The sequence below is a fragment of the Pseudomonas baltica genome (assembly GCF_014235765.1).
Classification (GTDB): Bacteria; Pseudomonadota; Gammaproteobacteria; order Pseudomonadales; family Pseudomonadaceae; genus Aquipseudomonas; species Aquipseudomonas baltica.
In genome coordinates, this window is the sequence record NZ_JACMYH010000001.1 from 1,584,808 (window position 1) to 1,610,721 (window position 25,914).

At 61.4% G+C, this 25,914-nt stretch carries 25 protein-coding genes, 4 tRNA genes and 1 pseudogene; 12 read left to right on the forward strand and 18 right to left on the reverse strand.

Translation table 11 applies throughout. The features are described from left to right. Nucleotides 1–38 precede the first annotated feature (38 nt). On the reverse strand, nucleotides 39–1,736 hold the full coding sequence (fadD1, locus tag H7993_RS07010) for a long-chain-fatty-acid--CoA ligase FadD1 (protein ID WP_122479235.1): 1,698 nt from the start codon (nucleotides 1,734–1,736) through the stop codon (nucleotides 39–41). A gap of 270 nt (nucleotides 1,737–2,006) precedes the next feature. Then, on the reverse strand, nucleotides 2,007–3,692 hold the full coding sequence (gene fadD2 / locus H7993_RS07015; RefSeq protein ID WP_185793898.1) for a long-chain-fatty-acid--CoA ligase FadD2: 1,686 nt from the start codon (nucleotides 3,690–3,692) through the stop codon (nucleotides 2,007–2,009). Nucleotides 3,693–3,856: 164 nt separating this feature from the next. Here fadD2 and H7993_RS07020 point away from each other — a divergent pair, with 164 nt between their 5' ends. Beyond that, a complete protein-coding gene (locus H7993_RS07020; RefSeq protein ID WP_043187336.1) occupies nucleotides 3,857–4,327 on the forward strand; it encodes a MaoC family dehydratase in 471 nt (156 codons plus the stop codon). 7 nt (nucleotides 4,328–4,334) lie between these two features. On the opposite strand, the gene H7993_RS07025 is transcribed toward H7993_RS07020, so the two are convergent. Both H7993_RS07025 and H7993_RS07030 read right to left on the reverse strand, forming a co-directional pair. Then, on the reverse strand, nucleotides 4,335–4,499 hold the full coding sequence (locus tag H7993_RS07025) for a hypothetical protein (RefSeq protein WP_185793899.1): 165 nt from the start codon (nucleotides 4,497–4,499) through the stop codon (nucleotides 4,335–4,337). A 61-nt stretch (nucleotides 4,500–4,560) separates the two neighbouring features. Next, nucleotides 4,561–4,887: an aspartate-semialdehyde dehydrogenase gene (locus H7993_RS07030; protein ID WP_122479237.1), complete on the reverse strand. Its 327-nt coding sequence runs from the start codon at nucleotides 4,885–4,887 to the stop codon at nucleotides 4,561–4,563. A 190-nt stretch (nucleotides 4,888–5,077) separates the two neighbouring features. Here H7993_RS07030 and metG point away from each other — a divergent pair, with 190 nt between their 5' ends. The 4 genes and pseudogenes from metG to H7993_RS07050 all read left to right on the forward strand — a co-directional run bounded on the left by metG (nucleotide 5,078) and on the right by H7993_RS07050 (nucleotide 9,011). Continuing rightward, nucleotides 5,078–7,129 carry a methionine--tRNA ligase gene (metG, locus tag H7993_RS07035; protein ID WP_185793900.1) on the forward strand — a complete coding sequence of 684 codons (2,052 nt, stop codon included), beginning with the start codon at nucleotides 5,078–5,080 and terminating at the stop codon, nucleotides 7,127–7,129. 107 nt (nucleotides 7,130–7,236) lie between these two features. Next, nucleotides 7,237–8,055, forward strand: a pseudogene (locus tag H7993_RS07040) (RnfABCDGE type electron transport complex subunit B); the annotation flags it as partial. A gap of 34 nt (nucleotides 8,056–8,089) precedes the next feature. After that, nucleotides 8,090–8,728 (forward strand): endonuclease III, encoded by a 639-nt coding sequence (gene nth / locus H7993_RS07045; RefSeq protein ID WP_122479240.1) that lies wholly within the window; start codon nucleotides 8,090–8,092, stop codon nucleotides 8,726–8,728. Nucleotides 8,729–8,834: 106 nt separating this feature from the next. Then, the gene (locus tag H7993_RS07050) at nucleotides 8,835–9,011 is read left to right on the forward strand and encodes a PA3496 family putative envelope integrity protein (protein ID WP_163007606.1); all 177 of its coding nucleotides are present in this window, start codon (nucleotides 8,835–8,837) and stop codon (nucleotides 9,009–9,011) included. Between the two features lie 32 nt (nucleotides 9,012–9,043). On the opposite strand, the gene H7993_RS07055 is transcribed toward H7993_RS07050, so the two are convergent. Continuing rightward, on the reverse strand, nucleotides 9,044–9,670 hold the full coding sequence (locus tag H7993_RS07055) for a response regulator transcription factor (protein ID WP_122479241.1): 627 nt from the start codon (nucleotides 9,668–9,670) through the stop codon (nucleotides 9,044–9,046). Nucleotides 9,671–10,140: 470 nt separating this feature from the next. Between H7993_RS07055 and H7993_RS07060 the strand changes: the two genes are divergently transcribed. After that, a complete protein-coding gene (locus H7993_RS07060; protein WP_185793902.1) occupies nucleotides 10,141–10,689 on the forward strand; it encodes a hypothetical protein in 549 nt (182 codons plus the stop codon). Nucleotides 10,690–10,742: 53 nt separating this feature from the next. On the opposite strand, the gene H7993_RS07065 is transcribed toward H7993_RS07060, so the two are convergent. Both H7993_RS07065 and H7993_RS07070 read right to left on the reverse strand, forming a co-directional pair. Continuing rightward, nucleotides 10,743–11,960, reverse strand: coding sequence for an argininosuccinate synthase (locus H7993_RS07065; protein WP_122479243.1), 1,218 nt, complete (start codon nucleotides 11,958–11,960; stop codon nucleotides 10,743–10,745). Between the two features lie 96 nt (nucleotides 11,961–12,056). Beyond that, a complete protein-coding gene (locus H7993_RS07070) occupies nucleotides 12,057–12,980 on the reverse strand; it encodes a flagellar protein MotY (RefSeq protein ID WP_122479244.1) in 924 nt (307 codons plus the stop codon). Nucleotides 12,981–13,110: 130 nt separating this feature from the next. Between H7993_RS07070 and pyrC the strand changes: the two genes are divergently transcribed. The 4 genes from pyrC (at nucleotide 13,111) to bfr (ending at nucleotide 15,879) form a co-directional block, all read left to right on the forward strand. Beyond that, nucleotides 13,111–14,157, forward strand: a complete 1,047-nt coding sequence (pyrC, locus tag H7993_RS07075; RefSeq protein WP_185793903.1) for a dihydroorotase — start codon at nucleotides 13,111–13,113, stop codon at nucleotides 14,155–14,157. After that, the gene (gene rnt / locus H7993_RS07080; protein ID WP_122479246.1) at nucleotides 14,154–14,828 is read left to right on the forward strand and encodes a ribonuclease T; all 675 of its coding nucleotides are present in this window, start codon (nucleotides 14,154–14,156) and stop codon (nucleotides 14,826–14,828) included. Before pyrC ends, rnt begins: the two co-directional genes overlap by 4 nt. A 153-nt stretch (nucleotides 14,829–14,981) precedes the next feature. Then, nucleotides 14,982–15,203: a bacterioferritin-associated ferredoxin gene (locus tag H7993_RS07085; RefSeq protein ID WP_122479247.1), complete on the forward strand. Its 222-nt coding sequence runs from the start codon at nucleotides 14,982–14,984 to the stop codon at nucleotides 15,201–15,203. Between the two features lie 199 nt (nucleotides 15,204–15,402). Continuing rightward, nucleotides 15,403–15,879, forward strand: coding sequence for a bacterioferritin (gene bfr, locus H7993_RS07090; RefSeq protein WP_185793904.1), 477 nt, complete (start codon nucleotides 15,403–15,405; stop codon nucleotides 15,877–15,879). A gap of 102 nt (nucleotides 15,880–15,981) precedes the next feature. Here bfr and grxD read toward each other — a convergent pair whose 3' ends face one another. After that, nucleotides 15,982–16,323, reverse strand: a complete 342-nt coding sequence (gene grxD, locus H7993_RS07095) for a Grx4 family monothiol glutaredoxin (protein ID WP_043187303.1) — start codon at nucleotides 16,321–16,323, stop codon at nucleotides 15,982–15,984. A 134-nt stretch (nucleotides 16,324–16,457) separates the two neighbouring features. Next, nucleotides 16,458–16,751: a hypothetical protein gene (locus tag H7993_RS07100; protein WP_122479249.1), complete on the reverse strand. Its 294-nt coding sequence runs from the start codon at nucleotides 16,749–16,751 to the stop codon at nucleotides 16,458–16,460. Between the two features lie 279 nt (nucleotides 16,752–17,030). Between H7993_RS07100 and argF the strand changes: the two genes are divergently transcribed. Continuing rightward, nucleotides 17,031–17,951 (forward strand): ornithine carbamoyltransferase, encoded by a 921-nt coding sequence (argF, locus tag H7993_RS07105; protein WP_185793905.1) that lies wholly within the window; start codon nucleotides 17,031–17,033, stop codon nucleotides 17,949–17,951. Further along, the gene (locus tag H7993_RS07110; protein ID WP_185793906.1) at nucleotides 17,948–19,033 is read left to right on the forward strand and encodes an ABC transporter ATP-binding protein; all 1,086 of its coding nucleotides are present in this window, start codon (nucleotides 17,948–17,950) and stop codon (nucleotides 19,031–19,033) included. Before argF ends, H7993_RS07110 begins: the two co-directional genes overlap by 4 nt. A gap of 70 nt (nucleotides 19,034–19,103) precedes the next feature. Here H7993_RS07110 and H7993_RS07115 read toward each other — a convergent pair whose 3' ends face one another. The 9 genes from H7993_RS07115 to uvrB form a co-directional block, all read right to left on the reverse strand. Then, nucleotides 19,104–19,550, reverse strand: a complete 447-nt coding sequence (locus H7993_RS07115) for an Hsp20 family protein (protein WP_122713242.1) — start codon at nucleotides 19,548–19,550, stop codon at nucleotides 19,104–19,106. Nucleotides 19,551–19,700: 150 nt separating this feature from the next. Beyond that, the gene (locus H7993_RS07120) at nucleotides 19,701–20,645 is read right to left on the reverse strand and encodes a tRNA dihydrouridine synthase (RefSeq protein WP_122479253.1); all 945 of its coding nucleotides are present in this window, start codon (nucleotides 20,643–20,645) and stop codon (nucleotides 19,701–19,703) included. A 102-nt stretch (nucleotides 20,646–20,747) separates the two neighbouring features. Further along, complete coding sequence (locus H7993_RS07125) at nucleotides 20,748–21,185, reverse strand: acyl-CoA thioesterase (protein ID WP_122479254.1); 438 nt, start codon at nucleotides 21,183–21,185, stop codon at nucleotides 20,748–20,750. Nucleotides 21,186–21,307: 122 nt separating this feature from the next. Next, nucleotides 21,308–21,383: transfer RNA gene (locus H7993_RS07130), tRNA-Glu, on the reverse strand. Between the two features lie 43 nt (nucleotides 21,384–21,426). After that, nucleotides 21,427–21,502: transfer RNA gene (locus H7993_RS07135), tRNA-Ala, on the reverse strand. Between the two features lie 53 nt (nucleotides 21,503–21,555). After that, a tRNA-Glu gene (locus H7993_RS07140) sits at nucleotides 21,556–21,631 on the reverse strand. Nucleotides 21,632–21,700: 69 nt separating this feature from the next. Further along, a tRNA-Ala gene (locus H7993_RS07145) sits at nucleotides 21,701–21,776 on the reverse strand. A 304-nt stretch (nucleotides 21,777–22,080) separates the two neighbouring features. Continuing rightward, on the reverse strand, nucleotides 22,081–23,559 hold the full coding sequence (gene gltX / locus H7993_RS07150; RefSeq protein WP_185793907.1) for a glutamate--tRNA ligase: 1,479 nt from the start codon (nucleotides 23,557–23,559) through the stop codon (nucleotides 22,081–22,083). Nucleotides 23,560–23,778: 219 nt separating this feature from the next. Next, a complete protein-coding gene (gene uvrB / locus H7993_RS07155) occupies nucleotides 23,779–25,794 on the reverse strand; it encodes an excinuclease ABC subunit UvrB (protein WP_122479256.1) in 2,016 nt (671 codons plus the stop codon). Nucleotides 25,795–25,914: the final 120 nt, after the last annotated feature.

Sequence of the window (25,914 nt, forward strand, 5' to 3'; positions counted from 1 at the left end):
CGGGGGTTGTGTCGGCAGCCCCCGGAGCTGGACAGAGATCAGGCCGATTTCTTGATGCCCAGTTTCTTCAGTTCTTCGTCGCGCAGTTCACGCCGCAGGATCTTGCCCACGTTGGTGGTCGGCAGCACGTCGCGGAATTCCACCGTGCGCGGCACCTTGTAGCCGGTTACGTTGGCACGCATGTGCTCCATGACCTTCTCCTTGGTCAGGGTGACACCCGGCTTGGCCACAACGAAGATCTTGATCGACTCGCCGGACTTTTCGTCCGGTATGCCGATGGCGGCGCACTGCAGCACGCCCGGCAGGGTGGCAAGGACATCCTCCAGCTCGTTGGGGTACACGTTGAAACCGGAGACCAGGATCATGTCCTTCTTGCGATCGACGATACGCATGTAGCCGTCGGGCTGTATCAGTGCGATGTCGCCGGTCTTCAGCCAGCCCTGGGCGTCGAGGATCTCGGCGGTGGCGTCCTGGCGCTGCCAGTAGCCCTTCATGACCTGTGGGCCCTTGATGCACAACTCGCCGATTTCGCCCAACGGCAGCTCTTCGCCCGCATCGTTGATGATCTTGGCCAGGGTGGACGGTACCGGAATGCCGATGGTGCCGATCTGGATGCGCTGGTTGGGGTTCACCGAGGCGACCGGGCTGGTTTCGGTCATGCCATAGCCCTCGCAGATGGCACAGCCCGTCACCTCTTTCCAGCGTTCGGCGGCCGCCAGCTGCAGGGCCATGCCCCCCGACAGGGTGACTTTCAACGCCGAGAAGTCGAGCTTGCGGAACGCATCGTTGTTGCACAGGGCCACGAACAGCGTGTTGAGCCCGACGAAGCCGCTGAACTTCCACTTGGAAAGCTCCTTGACCATCGCCTGCAGGTCGCGCGGATTGCTGATCAGCACGTTGTGGTTGCCGATCAGCATCATTGCCATGCAATGAAAGGTGAAGGCATAGATGTGGTAGAGCGGCAGCGGCGTGATCAGCACTTCGCAGCCTTCATCGAGGTTGGCGCCCATCAAGGCCTTGCACTGCAGCATGTTGGCGACCAGGTTGCGGTGGGTGAGCATCGCCCCCTTGGCCACCCCGGTGGTACCGCCGGTATATTGCAGCACGGCTACTTCCGAGCTGGCCGGATTGGCCTCGGTGACGGCCTGGCCGCGCCCCTTGCTCAACACGTCGTTGAACTTCACCGCACGCGGCAGGTGATAGGCCGGGACCATTTTCTTCACGTACCTGATCACGCTGTTGACCAGCAGTCGCTTGAGCGGTGGCAGCAGGTCGGCGACTTCGGTGACGATGACGTGGCGCACGGCCGTTTTGGGCACGACCTTTTCTGCCAGGTGCGCCATGTTGGCCAGGCAGACCAGGGCCTTGGCGCCGGAGTCCTTGAACTGGTGTTCCATTTCCCGCGCGGTGTACAGCGGGTTGGTATTGACCACCACCAGGCCTGCGCGAATGGCACCGAAGACCGCAACCGGATACTGCAGGACGTTGGGCAACTGCACCGCAATGCGATCACCCGGCACCAGGTCGGTGTGCTGCTGCAGGTACGCGGCAAAGGCACCGGACAGCTCATAGAGCTCGCCGTAGCTGAGGGTCTTGCCCAGATTGGTAAACGCCGGCTTGTCGGCAAAGCGCTGGCAGGACTGCTTGAGCACCGCCTGGATATTGGGATACATGTCTGGATCGATATCCGCCGCGATTCCAGCCGGATACTTATCCTTCCAGAAATTTTCGATCATGGAAGCCCACTCCTCCAGCGCCAGCGAATCTTCACCGCATTCGATGCGATTATTATTGATATGTCAGCACGACCGCTACAGGTCCGAATGCCGAAAAGCGCGCCGAGAGTAGCAGCTTTGCCATAAGGCGACTAGAGGCCGAAGGTGGCTCGCCGGTAACCATTGTGACCGGATCGTCAATTCCGGTCACACCCGATTTCACACGACGCAGGCCAGCAGGCGTCAGCGTTCGCGGGCTGTGACACCAAGGCCTGGCGCCTGCATTGCGCGTCACTCGTCGCGCAGCTCACGCCGCAGGATCTTGCCCACGGGCGTCATCGGCAGGGCATCGCGCAGGACAATTTCCCGTGGCAGCTTGTAGCCGGTGAAGTTGGCCTTGCAGTAGGCCATCAGCTCGGTCGTGGTCAGTTGCGGATCCCGAGCCACGACGAACAGCTTGACCGCCTCGCCTGAGCGCGCGTCTGCCACGCCAATGGCCGCGCAGTTGGCCACTTGCGGATGGGCCATGACCACGTCCTCGATCTCGTTGGGATAGACGTTGAAACCGGACACGATGATCAGGTCTTTCTTGCGGTCGACGATGCGCACGTAGCCATCGGGATCTATGACGGCGATGTCGCCGGTCTTGAACCAGCCTTGCGCGTCCAGCGCCTCGGCGGTTGCCTCGGGCTGCTGCCAGTAGCCGCGCATCACCTGGGGCCCCTGGATGCACAGCTCGCCCCGCTCGCCCAACGGCAACTCGCAGCCCTGCTCGTCGATCACCTTCAACGCCGTGCCAACCACAGGAATACCCACGCTGCCGATGCGCGCACTCTGGCCATACGGGTTGGTGCAGGCCACCGGCGATGTCTCGGTCAGGCCATAGCCTTCGACGATGCGGCAGCCGGTAAGGCTTTCCCAGCGTTCGGCAGTGGCCTTGACCAAAGCCGTGCCGCCGGAGTTGGTCACCTTGAGGCGGGAGAAGTCCAGCGAACGGAACTGCGGGTGCTCCATCAATGCCACGAACAACGTGTTCAGGCCCAGCAGCGCGGTGAACCGCCATTTTTTCAGCTCCTTGATGAAGGCACCGATATCGCGGGGGTTGCTGATCAGGACGTTATGGTTGCCGGTGACCATCATGCACAGGCAGTTCGCGGTGAACGCATACACGTGGTACAGCGGCAGCGGCGCGATCATCACCTCGTGGCCTTGCTGCAGGATCGTCTGCCCCTGTTCGTCGAGCTGATGGAAACACGCCCGTACCTGCTGCATGTTGGCGACCAGATTGCCATGGGTGAGCATGGCGCCCTTGGCCAGGCCAGTGGTGCCGCCGGTGTACTGCAGCACCGCGAGGTCTTCGAGAGTCGGCGCTACCGGACGTGGCGCAAGCTCTGCGCCTCGCGCCAGAACCGTCTTGAACGACGCCGCCTGGGGTAGATGGTAGGCAGGCACGCGCTTCTTCACCTTGCTCACCAGCGTGTTGACCAGCCAACCCTTGGCAGTGGGCATCAGATCGCCCAGGCGGGCTTCGATCAGGTAGTGCAGCGTGGTGTCCGGCAGCACCTGTTCGACCTTGTCGCCGAACAGGTTGAGGTAGACCAGCGCCCGCGCGCCGGAATCGCGGAACTGATGGCGCATTTCCCGCACGGTATATAGAGGGTTGGTATTGACCACGACCAGGCCCGCGCGCAGCGCGCCGAACACCGCGATCGGGTACTGCAGGACATTGGGCAACTGCACGGCGATGCGGTCGCCGGGGACCAGATCGGTGTGCTGCTGCAACCAGCTGGCAAACGCGCTGCAGTGCCGGTCGAGCTCGGCGTAGGTCAGGGTAATGCCCATGTTGCTGAAGGCCGGACGATCGGCAAAGGTGCTGCAGGAGCGGTCGAACACATCGACAATGGACGTGAATTCATCGACGGGGAGCGTGTGGGGCACGCCCGGTGGGCGCTTGTCGTTCCAGAAATCAGGATGCATTATTATTGTCCTCTGATTCGAAGCCCGCCCGGCCATTGCGCCTGCGGTATGCTGCCGACGTTAGCAGCTGCCGCAACCCACGCAAATGCGCACGACCCCGCTGTTAACATCGTGAATCTATTTGACGCGGCCACGACCGTCGCCAAGCCAAGGACCCACCGCTCATGACCCAAGTCACCAATACCCCGTACGAAGCGCTCGAGGTCGGCCAGACCGCCAGCTTCAGCAAGACCGTGCAGGAACGCGACATCCAGCTGTTCGCCGCAATGTCGGGCGACCACAATCCGGTGCACCTCGACGCAGAATTCGCCGCCAGCAGCATGTTCAAGGAACGCATCGCCCATGGCATGTTCAGTGGTGCGCTGATCAGCGCCGCAGTGGCATGCGAGCTGCCAGGGCCCGGCACCATCTACCTGGGCCAGCAGATGAGCTTCCAGAAGCCGGTGAAACTGGGCGACACCCTGACCGTGCGCCTGGAAATCCTCGAGAAACTGCCAAAGTTTCGCGTCCGCATTGCCACTCGCGTGTTCAATCAGCGCGATGAACTGGTGGTCGACGGCGAGGCGGAAATTCTTGCGCCACGCAAGCAGCAGACCGTGACCCTGGTCAGCCCGCCACCCATCAGCATCGGCTGAAGGGCCTTCAGCGCTTCTTCGGCTTCTTGGCTTTCTTCCCAGCCTTGGCCTGGGCCAGTGGCAGCGCCTGTTCGAATGCCTGGCGCATTTCGTTGAGGCGCTTGTCCTTGATGTCATGGATGCGCTTGCCGCGTTCGCTGGCAAAATCGATCAGGTTGTCGTCTTGGCTCATGGCAGTGTCGGGTCGGATGGCGAAAAGGATGGTCCATGATGCAGCGCGCGAACGGCTCTGACTAGACCTGGATATCGACCCACAGCCCTTGGCGCGGCGGGTCCTCGACCAAAGGCGCCACCGGAACCGTATTGTCGGCGTTGAGCGAGTCACCCGGCACCGGCGTGTGCTCGTCGGGGTCGGGCTGCCGGCCCTCACGCTGGCGTCGTCGCTGCTCCTCGCGCAGGAGCAGGGCGGTCTGGTCGGCATCGTGATGGCGCAGGTCGATGGCGGTTTCGTTCGAGCCGGGCTGGGCTGGCGCGACCGGCGCGATGCTGGGCGTGGACTTGACCGGGTCCAGTTGCGAGGTCACCGGCACGACGCTGATCGGGATCAGGGGCGGAATCATGAGGGAAGTCTCCTAATCTCAGGTTGTCGGCCGTCCTCGCAGCGACTTGAGGCATTTTGTCGCATTGGCATGATCGCACTGACGCGGACGGATCACCGAACGCTGCTCGCAAGCCCTGACAACAGGTGAAAAAATCCCTTGGCCCCTTTATAGTGTTCGGTCTTCGTTTCACTTCCAGTAGCCGAGCCCCATGTCCGAGCCACGCAAGATTCTCGTCACCAGCGCCCTGCCCTATGCCAACGGTTCCATCCACCTTGGCCATATGCTGGAGTACATCCAGACCGATATGTGGGTGCGCTTCCAGAAGCATCGCGGCAATCAGTGCGTCTATGTCTGTGCAGATGACGCCCATGGCTCGGCCATCATGCTGCGCGCGGAAAAGGAAGGCATCACGCCGGAACAGCTGATCGCCAACGTCAAGGCCGAGCACAGCGCCGACTTCGCCGACTTCCTGGTGGACTTCGACAATTTCCACTCCACCCACTGTGAAGAAAACCGCGAGCTGTCGAGCGAGATCTACCTGAAACTGCGCGAAGCCGGTCATATTGCCCAGCGTTCGGTCACCCAGTACTTCGACCCGCAGAAGCAGATGTTCCTGGCCGACCGCTTCATCAAGGGCACCTGTCCCAAGTGTGCGGCAGCCGACCAGTACGGCGACAACTGCGAAAAGTGCGGCGCCACCTACGCACCCACCGAGCTCAAGGATCCGAAGTCGGCGATCTCGGGCGCCACGCCCGTACTCAAGGATTCCCAGCACTTCTTCTTCAAGTTGCCTGACTTCCAGCAGATGCTCGAAGGCTGGACTCGCAGCGGCACCTTGCAGGACGCAGTGGCCAACAAGATCGCCGAGTGGCTCGATGCCGGCCTGCAGGAGTGGGACATTTCCCGCGACGCGCCGTATTTCGGCTTCGAGATTCCCGGCGAGCCAGGCAAGTATTTCTACGTGTGGCTGGATGCGCCGATCGGCTACATGGCCAGCTTCAAGAACCTCTGCGCCCGCCGCCCCGAACTCGACTTCGATGCGTACTGGGGCAAGGATTCGACGGCAGAGCTGTACCACTTCATCGGCAAGGACATCATCAACTTCCATGCGCTGTTCTGGCCAGCCATGCTCGAAGGCGCCGGCTACCGCAAGCCGACCGCGCTGAACGTGCACGGCTTCCTCACGGTCAATGGCGAGAAGATGTCCAAGTCGCGCGGCACCTTCATCAAGGCCCGTACCTACCTGGATCACCTGGCACCCGAATACCTGCGCTACTACTTCGCATCGAAGCTGGGCCGTGGCGTGGACGACCTGGACGTCAACCTCGATGACTTCGTGCAGAAGGTCAACTCCGACCTGGTGGGCAAGGTGGTCAACATCGCCAGCCGCTGCGCCGGTTTCGTCCACAAGGGCAACGACGGCGTGCTGGTCACCGCCAATGCCGCGCCGGAGCTGACCCAGGCGTTCCTCGATGCGACGCCAAGCATCGCCGAAGCCTATGAAGTCCGCGACTTCGCCCGTGCCATGCGCGAAATCATGGCTCTGGCCGACCGTGCCAACGCCTGGATTGCCGAGAAAGCGCCGTGGTCGCTGGCCAAGCAGGAAGGCCGCGGCGACGAGGTGCAGGCCGTCTGTGCGGTGGGCATCAACCTGTTCCGTCAGTTGATCATCTTCCTCAAGCCGGTATTGCCCGAGCTGGCCCGCGAAGCCGAACGCTTCCTCAATGTCGAACCCCTGGGCTGGGACGACCATGCCACTTGGCTCGCCGACCATCGACTCAACCCGTTCCAGGCCTTGATGACCCGTATCGACCCGGTCAAGGTGCAGGCGATGACCGATGCCTCCAAGCAAGACCTCGCCGCTGCCCAGGACCCTGTCGCGCCTGCGCCCGCCACTGGCAACGGTGAGCTGACCAAGGAGCCACTGGCCGCCGAGATCGACTTCGACGCCTTCGCTGCGGTCGACCTGCGTGTCGCGCTGATCCTCAAGGCCGAAGCGGTGGAAGGCGCAGACAAGCTGCTGCGTTTGACCCTGGACATCGGCGATGAACAGCGCAACGTCTTCTCCGGGATCAAGAGCGCCTATCCTGACCCGGCCGCGCTGGAAGGTCGATTGACCATGATGATTGCCAACCTCAAGCCTCGCAAGATGCGCTTCGGCATCTCCGAAGGCATGGTCATGGCAGCGGGCCCTGGAGGCGAGGAAATCTACCTGCTCAGCCCCGACAGCGGCGCCAAGCCCGGCCAGCGCATCAAATAGGTCCGCGGCTCGCGCACCCTGCCCGTCATCTTCAGCGCAAGACGACGGGCAAGGCTGCTGCCAACGTCACCCTTGCCATCTGCCCTCATCCGCACTCCGGCCGGCCCATGACCCTGATCCAACGCATCGACGCATTGCTGCCGCAGACTCAATGCGGCAAATGTGGCCATGCCGGCTGCAAGCCCTACGCGGCCGGTATTGCCGCCGGTGAACCGATCAACCGTTGCCCGCCGGGGGGTGATGCAACCATCGCCGCCCTGGCGCAGCTGCTGCAGTTGCCGGTACTGGCACCGGACCCGGAACGCGGCACGGCACCCGCCCAGGTCGCCTACATACGCGAGGCGGAATGTATCGGCTGTACCAAATGCATTCAAGCCTGCCCGGTGGACGCCATTCTCGGCGCGGCCAAGTTGATGCACAGCGTACTGGCAGACGAATGCACGGGTTGCGACCTGTGCGTGGCGCCCTGTCCCGTCGACTGCATCGAGATGCGCCCGGCGCCGACATCGGCCTTCACGTCGCTGGCGAGCGACCCTTCGTGCGGTCCCGAACAGCAACGCGCTCGGCTGCGAAAGCGCGATCAGGCCCGACAACGCTACCAGGCCCGCAACGAACGCTTGCAACGGGTCGAGACTGCCCGACAGGCCGAGCGAGCGCCAAGGCCCCTGCGTTCAGCGACCGTTGCGCTAGCGCAGGGCCCAGCCCTGTCGGCACTCGAACGGATCAAGGCAGCGAAGGCGGCCAAGGCCAGCGGTGGCGATAGCGCCCTGAAACAGGCGAAGATTGCCGTGGCCATGACCCGCGCACAGCTGGTGAAAACCCGGAAGGCTTTCGTGACCCCGCCAACATTCGAGCAATTCCTCGTGCTCGACACCTTGGGCCGCGAGCATGAGGCCGCCGAACGTCAGCTCGCCGCACTGCAAACACTCTAGCCCAGCCTGCCAAGGATCTATTCACCCGATGAACGCGACGAAACGCCAGGAAATCTTCCGTCGGCTGCACGAAGACAATCCAGAGCCCAAGACGGAACTGGCCTATGGGTCTGCCTTCGAGCTGCTGATCGCCGTCATTCTCTCTGCACAATCCACTGACGTGGGCGTGAACAAGGCCACCGCGAAATTATTCCCCGTCGCGCCGACTCCCCAGGCGATGCATGCGCTGGGCGTCGAAGGGCTGTCGAGCTACATCAAGACCATCGGCCTGTACAACAGCAAGGCGCGCAATGTCATCGAAACCTGTCGCCTGCTCGTGGAAAGGCACGACGGCCAGGTGCCGCAAACTCGCGAAGCTCTGGAAGCTCTGCCCGGGGTTGGGCGAAAGACGGCCAACGTGGTGCTCAACACGGCGTTTCGGCAGCTGACCATGGCTGTCGATACTCATATATTTCGGGTCAGCAACCGCACCGGTATCGCGCCGGGGAAAAACGTGGTCGAGGTCGAGCAGAAACTGATGAAGTTCGTGCCCCGCGCGTACCTGCTCGACTCGCACCACTGGCTGATCCTGCACGGACGCTACGTTTGTCAGGCGCGAAAGCCTCGCTGTGGCAGTTGTCGTATCGAAGACCTGTGTGAATACAAGCACAAGACCAGCGACGATTGAGGCGATCTGTAGAACCTTGCTTTGCGATTGAGAAAATCTTTTTTACGTCTTCTGCGAATGTCGCTATAAGGTCCGCCAACGGCTGCACATGCCTGGAGCTGACTTGATGAGTACCGAAAAAGAATCACTGGAAACCGAAGACGGAACCATCGTCGATGATGACGACGTCGAACCCGTCATCGAACCTGCCAAGAGCAACCTGAGCAAACGGCGCACGATCGACAACCTGCTCGAAGAACGCCGGTTGCAGCGCCAGTTGGCCGATTACGACTTCGATATCTAGCGCACGACATTGCGCACGGTGGCCTGCTGCTGTCAGGCCAACCCATTGCGCTGAGCCAACTCGATCAGGTCGACGAGCGAGCGAGCATTGAGTTTCTGCAGCAGGCGCGTCTTGTAGGTACTCACGGTCTTGTTGCTGAGGAACATGCCGTCGGCGATCTGCTTGTTCGACTTGCCCTTGGCCAATTGCTGCAACACCATCATTTCTCGCCCGGACAGGCGATCCACCATATCGGCTTCCGAGGCATTGCCCAGGCTCGCTCGCACCGAGTGCAACGCCTGATTGGGGAAATAGCTGTAGCCGGACAACACGGCCTTGATCGCACTGAGCAGTTCGGTGAGGTCCTGCTGTTTGCACACGTAGCCCGCCGCACCTGCCTGCATGCAACGCATGGAGAAATGCCCCGGTGCCTGCGAAGTCAGCACCAGCACCTTGAGCTGAGGCTCGCTGACCGTGAGCCGACCGATGACTTCCAGCCCGTCGAGCTTGGGAATACCGATATCGAGAATGACGATGTCCGGGGCGTGGTCACGGGCCAGTTGCAACGCGTCGACGCCGTTGTCGGTCTCGGCCACTACCTCGTAGCCGTGGCGCTCCATCAGCAACCGCACGGCGAGGCGGATGACCGGATGGTCGTCCACGATCAGCACTTTATTCATGGGAAGATCCAATTTTCGCTGTTCGAATTCTAGAGCCCGCACATTACCCCAGACAACTGCCGCCTTGGACGATAGAGAATCTGGGCAGGCAATAACTAAGACACTTCCTACAACACCCGACGAATATTCCTACATATTAAGCCGGTGAAAATTTTTGTACAGTGTTTGGCGGCATCGAGCTCTGCTTATAAAACCAAGGAGCAGGAGCATTGCATAATTGACCAGCCGCTTCAATTGAGGCGTGCGCCTCGAACCGGCCAAGCTGTTGCAGGATAAATACCGGCAATCGATCTACACAACTTCAGCTGGAAAACACCGGGCCAGAGCCTTGGCGACCGCGTGCAGCGGCGCATGCCCGCGCGCACCACGACAGCGGCAGGCAGATAACTATGCATCCTGCGCGGCCCGGCGACCCTACTACTATCGTTGGCCCAGCAACTACCGGCCGGACACGGCCCTGCGAGGCACACGTGGCTAACAAGAAGATCACCCGTCCCAATCCGCTGGGCGTCATCGCGCTGTTCACGGCCATGGTCGAGGCATCGGCCTTGGCGAGCCTGCCGTTTCTGGACGACACCAGCCAGACCATCTATATATGGTTTCTGGTAGGTTTCCCAACTTTCCTGGCCATTCTTTTCTTTGCAACGCTCAACTTCAATCGACGTGCACTTTACTCGCCCTCGGACTTCGAGAGTTCAGCGTATTTTCTTGAAAGTCTCGACAACGAAGCGGACGCTTATAAATACCGAGCCGATAACCGGGTACGCCTGGCGCACAATGATCTGCATATCATCGACACTAGCACGTTGCCCACGCGCACCCGCGTGGCAGCCCATCTGGAACGGCTGGCTGATATTCTGGAAACGCGCAAGCACGTCCGACCGTTATTGATCGTGCTGGTGGGCCAGGCTGCACCGCCACCCTTGCCCAGTGCACTGGTCACGCGCCTGACCGGGCTGCATTGCCAAGTGGCGGCGCTGCAGCCCGGTCGTTTGAAGTGGACGGTACTGCTGAGCTGATCGATAAAAAAAACCCCGGTCGAAACCGGGGTTGCAGACACGCCTGCGCTGTATCAGAACAGCGTGCGGCCCTTGTTGGCGGCAATGCGCATGCGCAGCGCGTTGAGCTTGATGAAGCCTGCGGCATCGGCCTGGTTATAGGCGCCACCGTCTTCCTCGAAGGTCGCAATGTTGGCGTCGAACAGCGAGTCATCGGACTTGCGACCGGTAACGATCACATTGCCCTTGTACAGCTTGAGTCGAACCACACCGTTCACGTTGACCTGGGAGGCGTCGATCATCTGTTGCAGCATCAGCCGCTCCGGACTCCACCAGTAGCCGGTGTAGATCAAGCTGGCGTACTTGGGCATCAACTCGTCCTTGAGGTGGGCCACTTCGCGATCCAGGGTGATGGATTCGATCGCACGGTGGGCGCGCAGCATGATGGTGCCGCCCGGAGTTTCGTAGCAACCACGGGACTTCATCCCCACGTAGCGGTTCTCGACGATATCCAGGCGGCCGATGCCGTGCTCGCCGCCGATGCGGTTCAGCGTCGCCAGCACGGTCGCGGGGGTCATGTCGACGCCATCCAGCGCGACGATGTCACCATTGCGAAAGGTCAGCTCCAGGTACTGTGGGGTGTCCGGGGCGTTCTCCGGCGAGACGGTCCAACGCCACATATCTTCTTCGTGCTCGGTCCAGGTGTCTTCCAGCACACCGCCCTCGTAGGAAATGTGCAGCAGGTTGGCGTCCATCGAGTACGGCGATTTCTTCTTGCCGTGGCGCTCGATCGGAATGTTGTGCTTTTCGGCGTAGTCCATCAGCTTTTCACGGGAGAGCAGATCCCATTCACGCCATGGTGCGATGACCTTGACGCCGGGCTTGAGTGCATAGGCGCCCAGTTCGAAGCGCACCTGGTCGTTGCCCTTGCCGGTGGCGCCGTGGGAAATGGCATCAGCACCGGTTTCATTGGCGATTTCGATCAGGCGCTTGGCGATCAGCGGACGAGCGATGGACGTACCCAACAGGTACTCGCCTTCGTAAACGGTGTTGGCGCGAAACATCGGGAACACGAAGTCACGCACGAATTCTTCGCGCAGATCGTCGATGTAGATTTCTTTCACGCCCATGGCCTGTGCCTTGGCGCGGGCCGGTTCGACCTCTTCGCCCTGACCCAGGTCGGCAGTGAAGGTCACCACTTCACAGTTATAAGTATCCTGCAGCCACTTGAGGATCACCGAAGTGTCCAGGCCGCCGGAATACGCCAGAACAACCTTGTTTACGTCCGCCATGCCATCACTCCACGGGTTCTACGGAAAGCCGTCGATTCTACCGCCCAAGGCCGCGAATTTACAGGGGCGCGACAGCTTTGGTTGAACAAGCGACAATCACAAAGGCTTGGCCGGGGGTTTTTCCGTGGCCAGAACGGCGGGCGAATCGGTAGCTGGGGTGACGTTCGGGGCCGCTTCGGCTCGGCTCAACTCAATGCTCACACGGCGGTTGCGCGCCCGATTGGCAGCTGTGTTGTTGGTCACCAGCGGGTAGCTTTCGCCATGGAAACGCAAGGTGATCTGGCTGTCGCTCAAGCCATGGGCCAGCAGGTATTCCTGCACGGCCATGGCCCGACGCCTGGACAGATCGCGATTGACCAGGCGGTTGCCGCTGTTGTCCGAATGCCCGTCGAGCTGCACGTGATTGACGCTCGGATCGGCCTTCATGAAAGCCAGCAGCTTGTCCAGGCGCGCCTTGGCCGCCCCATCGAGCTCGAGGTTGCGGGGAAAGCCTACTTCGCTCAGGCGGATCTGGTCGTAGTTCATCGGCAGCAACTTTGCTGCACAGGCCTGGTACTCGCCGAAAGCCTGGCCGAAACGCGCCGAAAGCAGGCGGATCTCCACCGGCTGACCGCCGCCGGACTGGCTGCGCACCAGGGTCATGCGACCCTCGAGCAGGCCATTGATCAAGCCGCTGGCCTGGCTTTGCGAGCTGGTGAGCAGGGCTTCGCCATGGCCCAGGCGCACGCTGCCCAGATTGATGTCGCCGCGACCGGGTTGCCACGGTGCCGCAGCCGCAATCAGCGTGGCAGAACCCGTGCCCAGCAGGCGGCTGGCGGAAGTCAGGCGAAACACGGCCTGCTCGCCGGCACGGCGGACGAATTCGGCCGAACCGAAATTGGTCACCGGCTGGCCCAGGCGGCATTCGAACTGGTCACCCGCGACCTTCCACTCGACGTTCTCCAGACGGGTCTGGAAATTCATCGCCAGGGCCGGAAGGCTGGCAAACACACTGAGCAGGGCAATATAACGCTGGCGCACGACAGGCTCCACGGGTTCGAACAGGGTACTTCCAAGGTATCGGACATGGCCTGCAAAACTTGATAGCGGATGCCGTGCACGGCGTTTTCCGGTAGCATTCGCGGCGAGTTCGAACCGCCTGGAATCCCCAATGTCCGACCGCCTGACCCTTCTGCGTCCCGACGACTGGCACATTCATCTTCGTGATGGTGCCGTGCTGCCGCATACCGTGGCCGATGTATCGCGAATCTTCGCCCGCGCCATCGTCATGCCCAACCTGGTACCGCCGGTGCGCACCGCCGCCGAAGCCGATGCCTATCGCCAGCGCATCCTTGCCGCACGCCCTGCAGGCAGCGCCTTCGAACCGCTGATGACCTTGTACCTGACCGATCGCACCAGCGCTGCCGACATCCGCGCCGCCAAGGCCAGCGGCTTCGTCAAGGCGGCCAAGATGTACCCGGCCGGCGCCACTACCAATTCCGATTCCGGGGTGACCAGCCTGGACAACATCACCGAGGCGCTCGAAGCCCTCAGCGATGCCGGCATGCCGCTGCTGATCCACGGCGAGGTCACCCGTGGTGATGTCGACGTGTTCGACCGCGAAAAGATCTTCATCGACGAGCACATGCGCCGGCTGGTAGAGCGCTTTCCCGCGCTCAAGGTGGTGTTCGAGCACATCACCACGGCCGAGGCCGCCGAATTCGTCAAGGCCGCGCCGGCCAATGTCGCGGCGACCATCACCCCGCAGCACCTGCTGTACAACCGCAACCACATGCTGGTGGGCGGCATCCGCCCGCACTTCTATTGCCTGCCGATTCTCAAGCGCAATACGCACCAGGTTGCCTTGCTCGACGCCGCCACCAGCGGCAGCGCCAAGTTCTTCCTGGGCACCGATTCGGCGCCCCACGCGCAGCATGCCAAGGAGGCGGCCTGTGGCTGCGCCGGCTGCTACAGCGCCTTCGCCGGTATCGAGCTGTACGCCGAGGCATTCGAGCAGCGTGATGCGCTGGACAAGCTGGAAGGCTTCGCCAGCCTGCATGGCCCGGATTTCTACGGCCTGCCGCGCAACACCGACACCATTACCCTGGTCCGCGACGAGTGGACCGCCCCAACCAGCCTGCCATTCGGTGAGCAGGTAGTCATCCCGCTGCGCGCCGGTGAACAACTGCGCTGGCGCCTGCTGGAGAAAGATGCGTGAGTGAAGACAACTACGACGACGAAGACACGGGCGGTTCGGGCACTGGCTCGCGCCATCCCATGGCCGCACGTTTCCGCGGCTACCTGCCGGTAGTCGTGGACGTGGAGACGGGCGGCTTCAACTGCGCCACCGACGCCCTGCTGGAAATCGCCGCAACGACCATCGGCATGGACGAGAAAGGCTTCGTCTTTGCCGACCATACCTACTTCTTCCGCGTCGAGCCGTTCGAGGGGGCCAACGTCGAGGCCGCTGCGCTGGAGTTCACCGGTATCAAGCTGGACCACCCCCTGCGCATGGCCGTCAGCGAAGAGACAGCGCTGACCGACATCTTCCGCGGCATCCGCAAGGCGCTGAAGGCCAACGGTTGCAAGCGCGCGATCCTGGTGGGCCACAACAGCAGTTTCGACCTCGGCTTTCTCAATGCCGCGGTTGCGCGTACCGAAATGAAGCGCAACCCGTTCCATCCCTTTTCCAGCTTCGACACCGCTACCCTGGCAGGGCTTGCCTACGGCCAGACCGTCCTGGCCAAGGCGTGCCAGGCCGCCGATATTGATTTCGACGGGCGCGAGGCTCACTCGGCTCGCTACGACACGGAGAAGACCGCCGAGCTGTTCTGCGGCATCGTCAATCGCTGGAAGCAGATGGGCGGCTGGCAGGATTTCAACGATTGAACCGGTGCAGCAGGGAACGTCGAGAACGATCGACGGCCCCTGCTGCAACCGTTCATCGCTTGTGCCAAACGTAGTCGCGAGTTGCTTTGACAAGCATTCTCATTAACATTAGGATCGTCCGCATTGAAACCAACACAGCGGCGGTTCTTACGTATGTATGTCTGTCTTTGCCAGGGTGTCACCGATGGTCAGATTCGCGATGCGATCTACGAAGGCTGCTGCAGCTTTCGTGACGTGCGTGAAACCCTCGGCGTGGCCACGCAGTGCGGTAAGTGTGCCTGCCTAGCCAAGGAAGTGGTACGCGATACCCTGACTCAAATCCAGACCGCTCAAGCCTCTGCACTGCCCTACCCAGCAGAATTTACACCCGCGTAAAACCACCGTCTTTGAAGAAACCGGGCCCCGCCCGGTTTTTTTATGTCTGGAATACAACGACTTAGCAACAAACGCGGAACTCAGTCATTCTTATTCCGATTAATTTTCATATAGTATTCAATAACTTAGGTTTGACATGCTTAGTTCCTGAGGCCAAACTTCACGCCATTACTCCTATACCCGCGCAGGCTCTCTGATCATGAAAGGCGATATCAGCGTCATCCAGCATCTCAACAGGATCCTCGGAAACGAGCTGGTCGCCATCAACCAGTACTTCCTGCACGCCCGCATGTACGAAGACTGGGGCCTGAACAAGCTGGGCAAGCACGAATACAAGGCGTCGATCGACGCAATGAAATACGCCGACAAGCTGATCAAGCGCGTGCTGTTCCTCGAGGGCATTCCCAACCTGCAGGAACTGGGCAAGATTCTGATCGGTGAACACGCCGGTGAAATGCTGGCCTGCGATCTCAAGATCGAATACAAGGGCCTGGGCGATCTGAAAGGCGCCATCGCTCATTGCGAAACCGCTGGCGACTTCGGCAGCCGCGAAATGCTCGAAGACATCCTTGAAGGCAAGGAAGAACAGATCGACTGGCTGGAGACTCAACTGGGCCTGATCGACAAGGTCGGGATCGAGAACTACCTGCAGTCGAGCATGGGCGAAGAAAGCTGAGTCTTCCCAACCCTGACGCGACACCATGAAAAAGCCCCGCGCTGTGTGAACAGGCGGGGCTTTTTCATGGCTGGCTGGCACCAAGGCCAGCCAGCAAGCGGATCACGCGTCGGCTTTGGGCTGTGCGGCCTTGGCCGAAGCGTCCTTGACCAGCGTCTGCAATTCACCGTTGGCGGCCATTTCGGCCACGATGTCGCTACCGCCTACCAGCTCACCGGCCACCCACAGCTGCGGGAAAGTCGGCCAGTTGGCGTACTTGGGCAGGTTTGCACGGATTTCCGGGTTCTGCAGGATGTCGACGTAGGCGAACTTTTCGCCACAGGCCATGATCGCCTGCGAAGCCTTGGCCGAGAAACCGCACTGGGGCGCATTCGGCGAGCCTTTCATGTAAAGCAGGATTGTGTTGTTGGCAATCTGCTCTTTGATCGTTTCGATAATATCCATGGAGCACCTCGCTCGGCTTGTATATCCGACTCAGTCGTCGGCACGGTGAGGCATTGTAACGGAAAGCCGAGCGCTACGCTCGGGCTCTTGCGCTGACCGTTGCTCAGAGCGAAGGCGTTGCCAAGTGTGCCGAACTAGTTCAGCGGCAGCGAAGGTGGCAGTGCCTGCAGCTGGATTTCCAGGACAGTTTCGACTTCTTCCTGGGCGACATGCACACCGGTCAGTTCGCCGATGAGGCGCCAGTGGTCGTCCAGGCCGGTGCTGATGGTCGCCATGCGATCGATCATGTGCTTGCCTGCCGAGCGTGTGACCTCGTCGGAACTGCGCAGCAGTTCGAACGACATCGAGGTCATGGATGCCGTCAGGTGGGTCAGGGTGCGCGCGGTCAGGCCGAGCAGCTCCAGCAGTTGTTGTTCTTTCGATTCCATTCCGCAAACTCCGTGTGTTTCCCAAGACGCATTTATAACCCACGCCCGATGTTTAGGAAACGTCAGATGGTCGGGCGAAACATCCAGCTATCGAAACCCTGTGAAACTTGTTGGCCCCGTTCAAAACTGCAGTGGCTGTTGGTAAAAGGCGACAGTTCCTTATAGGATGGCGCCTTCCCTTATTTCGTCGCCCCGTGCGGCTTTCGCCGCAGGTCTCACTCGTTTTTCCGAAAAACCTGTTTTCGAGTACCTGCGGTCCGTGGCAAAAGGTAGTCAATGATGAGCGCAAGGCACTTTCTCTCCCTTATGGATTGCACGCCCGAAGAGCTAATCAGCATCATTCGTCGAGGCATCGAGCTCAAGGACCTGCGCCAGCGCAGCGTGCTTTTCGAACCCTTGAAGAACCGCGTACTGGGCATGATCTTCGAGAAATCGTCGACGCGTACCCGCCTGTCCTTCGAAGCCGGCATGATCCAGCTCGGCGGCCAGGCGATTTTCCTGTCCCCGCGCGATACACAGCTGGGCCGTGGCGAGTCCATCGGCGACTGTGCCATCGTCATGTCGCGCATGCTCGATGCGGTGATGATCCGCACCTACGCCCACCAGACACTGACCGAGTTCGCCGCCAACTCGCGGGTACCGGTGATCAACGGCCTGTCCGATGACCTGCATCCGTGCCAGTTGCTTGCCGACATGCAGACATTCCTGGAACACCGTGGTGCCATTCAAGGCAAGACCGTGGCCTGGATCGGCGATGGCAACAACATGTGCCACAGCTATATAGAAGCGGCCATCCAGTTCGACTTCCAACTGCGCATTGCCTGCCCCGAAGGCTTCGAGCCCGACTCGCGATTCCTCGCCATGGCCCCGGACCGCGTCAGCGTGGTCCGCGATCCGCGCGAAGCCGTACGTGGCGCGCATCTGGTCAGCACCGACGTCTGGACTTCCATGGGCCAGGAAGAAGAAACCGCCCGCCGCCTGAAGCTGTTCAAGCCCTATCAGGTCAACCGCGAGCTGCTCGACCTGGCGGCCGACGACGCGTTGTTCATGCATTGCCTGCCTGCACATCGCGGCGAGGAAATCAGCCACGACATACTCGACGACCCTCGCGCCGTGGCCTGGGACCAGGCCGAGAACCGCCTGCATGCGCAGAAAGCGCTGCTGGAATTTCTGGTCGCTCCAGGGTATCGCCCTGAATGAGCACCGCACTGCTGCTCGAACTGCGCAACCTGGCCTGCGGCTACGGCGCCCAACGCGTGGTCCAGAACCTCAATCTGCACTTGAATGCAGGCGACATCGGTTGCCTGCTCGGCTCCTCTGGATGCGGCAAGACCACGACCCTGCGCGCCATCGCCGGTTTCGAGCCGGTTCATGAAGGCGAGATCACGCTCGATGGCGAAATCATTTCCAAGGCCGGGCACACCCTGGCCCCGGAGAAACGTCGGATCGGCATGGTCTTTCAGGACTACGCGCTGTTTCCCCACCTGACCGTGGCCCAGAACATCGCCTTCGGCATTCGCAAGCATCCGCGCCAGGCACAGGTCATCGGCGACATGCTCGAACTGGTCAACCTGGGTGGCCTGGATGCACGCTATCCCCATGAACTGTCGGGTGGCCAGCAACAGCGTGTCGCGCTGGCCCGAGCACTGGCGCCGGAGCCGCAGCTGCTGTTGCTGGACGAACCCTTCTCCAACCTCGACGTCGAGCTGCGCCGTCGCTTGAGTCACGAAGTGCGGGACATTCTCAAGCGCCGCGGTACCAGCGCGATCCTGGTCACCCATGATCAGGAAGAAGCCTTCGCCGTCAGCGATCATGTGGGCGTGTTCAAGGAGGGTCGGCTGGAGCAGTGGGATACGCCGTACAACCTGTACCATGAACCCGCTACGCCGTTCGTGGCCAGCTTCATCGGCCAGGGCTATTTCATACGTGGTCAACTGCTGGATCCGGAGACGGTGAGTACCGAGCTGGGTGTTCTGCGTGGCAACCGCGCCTATACATGGCCTGCCGGTAGCACCGTCGATCTGCTGCTGCGTCCCGACGACATCGTGCACGCGCCCGACAGCTCGCTCAAGGCACGCATCGTCGGCAAGAGCTTCCAGGGCGCCGCTACCCTGTATCGCCTGCAGCTACCGACCGGCAGCCAACTTGAAGCCGTATTCCCCAGCCACCTGGATTACCCGCCAGGCACCGAGGTTGGCATTCAGGTCGCCGCCGACCATCTGGTGTTGTTTCCTGCAGCAGGCAGTGTGCCGGTACTGGCCGGCACGCGCCGACAGGCCTGACAACCCGAAGAATTTCAGGCAATAAAAAAGGGCGCCCCACCAGGCGCCCTTTCTTCTACGGCTTCAAGCGTTACTGCAAACGAGTCTGCGCGGATCCGTTGATGGGAATCCGCTTGGCCTTGGCCTCTTCAGGCACGACACGCAGCAGGTCGATATTGAGCAGCCCGTTGTTCAACGCTGCGGCCTTGACCTCGATATGGTCGGCCAGGCGGAACGACAGCTTGAACGCGCGCTGGGCGATGCCCTGGTGCAGGTAGGTCACTGCACTGGTATCGGCGTCGCGCTTGCCACCACTGACGGTCAGTACGCCCTTCTCGACCTGCAGCTCCAGGTCTTCTTCCTGGAAGCCTGCGGCAGCGATGACGATACGGTACTGATCATCGGCATGCTTTTCGACGTTGTAGGGTGGGTAGCTGCTGGCCGACTCGTTGCGTGCGGCAGACTCGAACAGGTCATTGAACCGATCGAAGCCCACGGAGTGGCGGAACAGCGGAGCAAGGGAAAATGCAGTAGCCATGTGTCTCTCCTGAATCTCAGCGAGTGGTTGTCTCCGCGACCCGAATTCGGCATCGCGTACCCCATAGATAGGGACCACCCAAGGGCTTTCAAGAGTTCGCACGAAAAAATTTAACGGCGCAGCCATTTTTTCGTGCGGTAAGGCGGCCCGCTAGCCCGGCTGCAGCAGCCGTTCCACGGCGTCGCAATCCTGCTCGCGACGCACGAGGGTGAACAGCTCGGTCGCTTCGGGGTAGGTGCGGGTCAGCATGGCCAGCCACTGCTTGAGCCGGCCCGGTGCCTGGCGTGGTGTCAGTTGCGCACGGGCCTGGCGCCAGAATTCGCGGATCAATGGCAGCAGCTCGGACCAGGTCATGTCAGGCAGCTCGATGCCTTGCCGGGCCGCGACGATCTGCCGAGCCAGGTCGGGCCTGGACACCAGGCCCCGACCGAGCATGAAGTCTTGCGCGCCACTGACCTCGCGGCAGCGCCGCCAGTCGGCCACGGTCCAGATGTCGCCGTTGGCATAGACCGGCACCTTCACCACGTCCTGCACCTTGGCGACCCACTCCCAGTGCGCAGGCGGCTTGTAGCCATCGACCTTGGTCCGCGCGTGCACCACCAGCACATCCGCCCCGCCCTCGGCCAAGGCCGTGGCGCATTCGATGGCGCTGTCCGGGGTATCGAAACCCAGGCGCATCTTGGCCGTCACGGGAATGTGCGCAGGGACGGTGGCGCGCACTTCGCGCAGGATGCGGTGGAGCAACTCGGGCTCCTTGAGCAGCACCGCGCCGCCACGGGACTTGTTCACCGTCTTGGCCGGGCAGCCGAAATTCAGATCGATCACGGGCGCGCCGAGGGTGCAGGCGAACGCAGCGTTGTCGGCGAGGGCCGAGGGGTCGGAGCCAAGCAGTTGCACGCGCAGCGGCACCCCGGCACGGGTCTTGGCGCCGGTGAGCAGCTCGGGGCCGAACTTGTGATAGTAGGCGGCGGTGAGCACGCGCTCGTTGACGCGGATGAACTCGGTGACGCACCAGTCGATGCCGCCGACCTGGGTGAGGACGTCGCGCAGGATATCGTCGACCAACCCTTCCATGGGCGCCAAAGCTAATTGCATGGGGTAGTTCTCGGGCAGAGGCGTGAAAGGGAGCGGATTCTAGCAGAAAGCCTGCACATCGACGGCAGCGCTGCTACCCGATGGTGCCAAGAATTGATAGCTCTAGGGCTCGATGGCTATCGCCGAGCCATACCCTTCCAGAAACTGCGGCGGCATGCGTTTGGGCTTGCCGCTGGACAGCTCGATGCACACGAAGGTAGTGCGGGCCCGCAGCAGCACCGCACCATCGCGCGGACGCAGTAGCTGGAATTGGCGTGTCATTTTCAGGCGGCGGTCCCAGTCGAGGATCCAGGTACCCAGGTGCAGCTCATCGCCTTCGTGGGCACTGGCCAGGTAGTCGATCTCATGGCGCACCACGGCCATGGCGCGATCCAACTGGCGGTAGGTTGCCAGATCCAGACCCAGGTGCTGCGAGTGCTGCCAGGCACAGCGCTCGAGCCAGGTCACGTAGACTGCGTTGTTGGCATGCCCGAGGCCGTCGATGTCGTCGGACTGGACCTGGAGCTGGATAACGAAGGGGGTGGGCCGATCCCAGTTCATGGGCGCTCCTGAAGAATTGGGCGGTGGCGATTCAGGAATGGGCGATTATTGCGAGGGCAGAAAAACAAAAGGCTCATTCAATAATCGAATGAGCCTTATAAGTCCCGCAGAGCGGGTAATCGTGGCGTCCCCTAGGGGACTCGAACCCCTGTTACCGCCGTGAAAGGGCGGTGTCCTAGGCCACTAGACGAAGGGGACGCAAAACCTTCAGTCAAGCCCGCTGTTGCGGACTCCGGCAAATTGGTGGAGCTAAACGGGATCGAACCGTTGACCTCTTGCATGCCATGCAAGCGCTCTCCCAGCTGAGCTATAGCCCCGAATTTATCGCCCTGCGGCGGAATGCCGACTTCACTCGGCATTTCTGTACAACTGGCGTCCCCTAGGGGACTCGAACCCCTGTTACCGCCGTGAAAGGGCGGTGTCCTAGGCCACTAGACGAAGGGGACATACCTTCTACCAAGATCAGTCTGGAACTGATCGGCTCGTTGTCAGCACGTGACATCGAACCTGGAATTTGGTGGAGCTAAACGGGATCGAACCGTTGACCTCTTGCATGCCATGCAAGCGCTCTCCCAGCTGAGCTATAGCCCCAAACAGTGTGTTGCTGTGTGGACGGGGCGCATATTAAGACGACCTCGCCAGGGTGTCAAACTTATTTTCAGAATTATTCTGAAGTTTTTTATCGCGATTACAGGGACTTACCGGATATGCGCGGTTGGAGCCAAGGGCGACGCGGCTTGCGCCGCTGCTACAGGGGGCGTGGGGTGCCTGATGGACGGGTGGTGTGGCTGGACGCGGCTTGCGCCGCTGCTACAGGGATCGCGGTGCATCGGATGCACGTGCGGTGTGCCGGGCCCGCGATCTTCTGTAGCAGCGGCGCGAGCCGCGTCGGGGGTCAGGCGATTGCAGCCAGGAGCTTCTCCCACTCCTTGTTTTCTTTCTTGGAGACGCCGCCGAGCAGGTCGAGGGCCTGGCGCAAGCGGAAACGGGTCAGGTCCGGGCCGAGGATTTCCATGGCATCCAGAACCGACACCGAGCTGGCTTGCCCGGTGATTGCGGCGAACATCAGCGGCATGGCGTCGCGCAGTTTCAAACCAAGCGACTCGACCACGGCCTGGATGGTCGCGGTGATGCGTTCCTTGTCCCACTGGCGCAGGCTTTCCAGCTTCCACAGGATCAACTGCATCAGCTGCCGCACCTGGTCCGCAGAGAGTTTCTTGCTTTCGAACAGGCGCGCGTCCAGCTGCAGCCCGCCGGCGAAGAAGAAGCCACCCAGCGGAACGATCTGACTGAAGGTTTCCACCCTGCCCTGCACGTGGGGAGCGATCTTCATCATGTAGTCAGGGTTGAAAGCCCACTGTTGTACCCGTGCGGCGAACTGTTCCACCGGCAGCTCGCGCAACCACTGGCCGTTGAGCCACGAGAGCTTCTCGATATCGAAGATCGGACCGCCCAGGGATACACGGGAAAGATCGAAGTGCTCGACCATTTCAGCCAGGGAGAACTTTTCGCGCTCGTCGGGCATCGACCAGCCCATGCGGCCCAGGTAGTTGAGCATGGCTTCAGGCATGAAACCCATGCGCTCGTAGAACGTGACCGAGGTCGGATTCTTGCGCTTGGACAGCTTGCTCTTGTCAGGATTGCGCAGCAGCGGCATGTAGCACAGTGCCGGTTGCTCCCAGCCGAAGTATTCGTAGAGCTTCATCAGTTTGGGCGCCGAGGGGAGCCATTCTTCACCGCGCAGCACGTGGGTGATGCCCATCAGGTGGTCATCGACCACGTTCGCCAGGAAGTAGGTGGGCAGACCGTCGGTTTTCATCAGGACCTGCATGTCCATGCGGTCCCACGGGATTTCGACATCGCCGCGCAGCATGTCCGGGACCACGCAGACGCCCTCGGTAGGGACCTTCATGCGGATGACATGGGGCTCGCCTGCTGCCAGGCGACGCTGGACTTCCTCGGCCGATAGCAACAGGGCACGACCGTCGTAGCGCGGGGTTTCGCCCCGGGCGGTTTGTTCGGCGCGCATCTGGTCGAGTTCTTCGGCCGTGCAGAAGCAGTGGAACGCGTGACCCATGTCGACCAGTTGCTGGGCGTACTGCTTGTAGATGTCGCCCCGCTCGCTTTGCCGGTAAGGGCCGTGAGGGCCGCCTACGTCCGGGCCTTCGCTCCACTCGATGCCCAGCCAGCGCAGGGCGTCGAAGATCTGCTGCTCGGATTCGCGGGTGGAGCGCAACTGGTCGGTATCTTCGATGCGCAGGATGAATTCGCCGCCATGCTGTTTGGCAAAGCAATAGTTGAACAGGGCGATGTAGGCCGTGCCGACATGGGGGTCGCCGGTGGGCGATGGGGCGATACGCGTACGAACGGTCATGAAGGGTCTCGAGCAGGTTGAATCGAAACGCCGATGTTAGCAGGGCTTGGGGGCAAGGCTCCAGAATCGTGTGGCGACGGGCATGGGTGCTCGGCTGGGAACGCAGTGCGGCCTTCGCGGGCAGAGGGCTAGGCCGCCCGCCCCGCTCCCACATGGGGGCGGGCTGGTTGGTGCTTTTCTGTGGGAGCGGGTTCTACCCGCAAAGGGGGCGACGCGGTGTCAGACCTTGAGCAGGCGCTCGCGCAGCTTGCCGATTTCGTCGCGCATCTGTGCTGCCGCTTCGAACTCCAGGTCCCGCGCCAGCTGGTACATCTTCTCTTCCAGCTGCTTGATGCGCTTGGTGATCTCGCTCGGCGAGCGCAACTCGTTCTCGTAGCGTGCGTTCTCCTCGGCAGCCTTGGCCATGCCCTTGCGCTTCTTGCTGCGCGAGCCGGGCACGGTGGCGCCTTCCATGATATCGGCGACATCTTTGATAACGCCCTTGGGCACGATGCCATTGGCCTCGTTGAAGGCGATCTGCTTCTCGCGACGGCGCTCGGTTTCGCCGATGGCACGCTCCATCGAACCGGTCATGCGATCAGCATACAAAATGGCACGCCCATTGAGATTTCGCGCGGCACGGCCAATGGTCTGGATGAGCGAGCGGTCGGAGCGCAGGAAACCTTCCTTGTCGGCATCCAGAATCGCCACCAGCGAGACCTCGGGCATGTCCAGGCCTTCGCGCAGCAGGTTGATCCCCACGATCACGTCGAACGCGCCCAGGCGCAGGTCGCGAATGATCTCGACCCGCTCCACGGTGTCGATGTCCGAGTGCAGGTAGCGCACGCGCACGTCATGGTCGGCCAGGTAATCGGTAAGGTCCTCGGCCATGCGCTTGGTCAGCACGGTAACCAGAATGCGATCGTCGGTGGCGACGCGCTTGCGGATCTCGGACAGCAAGTCATCCACCTGGGTCAACGCCGGCCGCACTTCCACCTGGGGGTCTACCAGACCGGTCGGACGCACCACCTGCTCGATGATGCGGCCGGCGTGCTCGGCCTCGTAGTTGCCGGGGGTAGCAGAGACGAAAATGGTCTGCGGGCTCACCCCTTCCCACTCGTCGAAACGCATCGGCCGGTTATCCAGCGCCGATGGCAGGCGGAAGCCGTACTCGACGAGGGTTTCCTTGCGCGAGCGGTCGCCCTTGTACATCGCACCCACCTGCGGAACGCTGACGTGGGACTCGTCGATCACCAGCAGGGCGTCGGCTGGCAAATAATCGTACAACGTGGGCGGAGCGGCGCCCGAAGGGCGGCCGGAGAGGTAGCGCGAATAGTTTTCGATGCCGTTGCAATAGCCCAGTTCGAGGATCATCTCGAGATCGAAGCGGGTGCGTTGCTCCAGCCGCTGGGCTTCCACCAGCTTGTTCTTGTCGCGAAAGTAGTCCAGGCGCTCCTTGAGCTCTTCCTTGATGCCTTCCACAGCGCCGAGCAGGGTCTCGCGCGGAGTAACGTAGTGGCTCTTGGGGTAGAAGGTGAAGCGCGGCAGTTTGCGCGTGACCTCGCCGGTCAGCGGGTCGAACGCGGCGATGTTCTCGACCTCGTCATCGAACAGCTCGATACGGATGGCTTCAAGATCGGATTCGGCCGGGAACACATCGATGACGTCGCCGCGCACGCGGAACGTGGCGCGGGCGAAGTCCATTTCGTTGCGGGTGTATTGCAGGTCGGCCAGACGGCGCAGCAACGCGCGCTGGTCGAGCTTGTCGCCGCGGTCCACGTGCAGGACCATTTTCAGATAGGTTTCAGGGCTGCCCAGGCCGTAGATGCACGACACCGTGGTGACGATGATGGCGTCCTTGCGCTCGAGCAGTGCCTTGGTGGCGGACAGGCGCATCTGCTCGATGTGATCGTTGATCGAGGAATCCTTCTCGATGAAGGTGTCCGACGAAGGCACGTAGGCTTCGGGCTGATAGTAGTCGTAGTAGGAGACGAAATACTCGACGGCGTTGTTCGGGAAAAACGCCTTGAACTCGCCGTACAGCTGAGCTGCCAGGGTCTTGTTGGGCGCCAGCACCAGTGTCGGACGCTGCACCTGGGCAATCACGTTGGCAATGCTGAACGTCTTGCCCGATCCGGTTACCCCCAGCAATGTCTGGTGCGCCAGCCCTGCCTCGATACCCTCCACCATCAGGCGAATGGCTTCCGGCTGATCGCCAGCAGGCTCGAAACGGGTAACGAGTTGGAACTCGGACATGCCACACCTCATGAGTCGCACCAGCCGGACATTTTCCGACTGTATTTATAGACAGTACTTAACCCTAGTTTGCGCCTGTTCCTACGAGTTTCAAGGGCAAGGCCCAAGACCTCCGGTAAA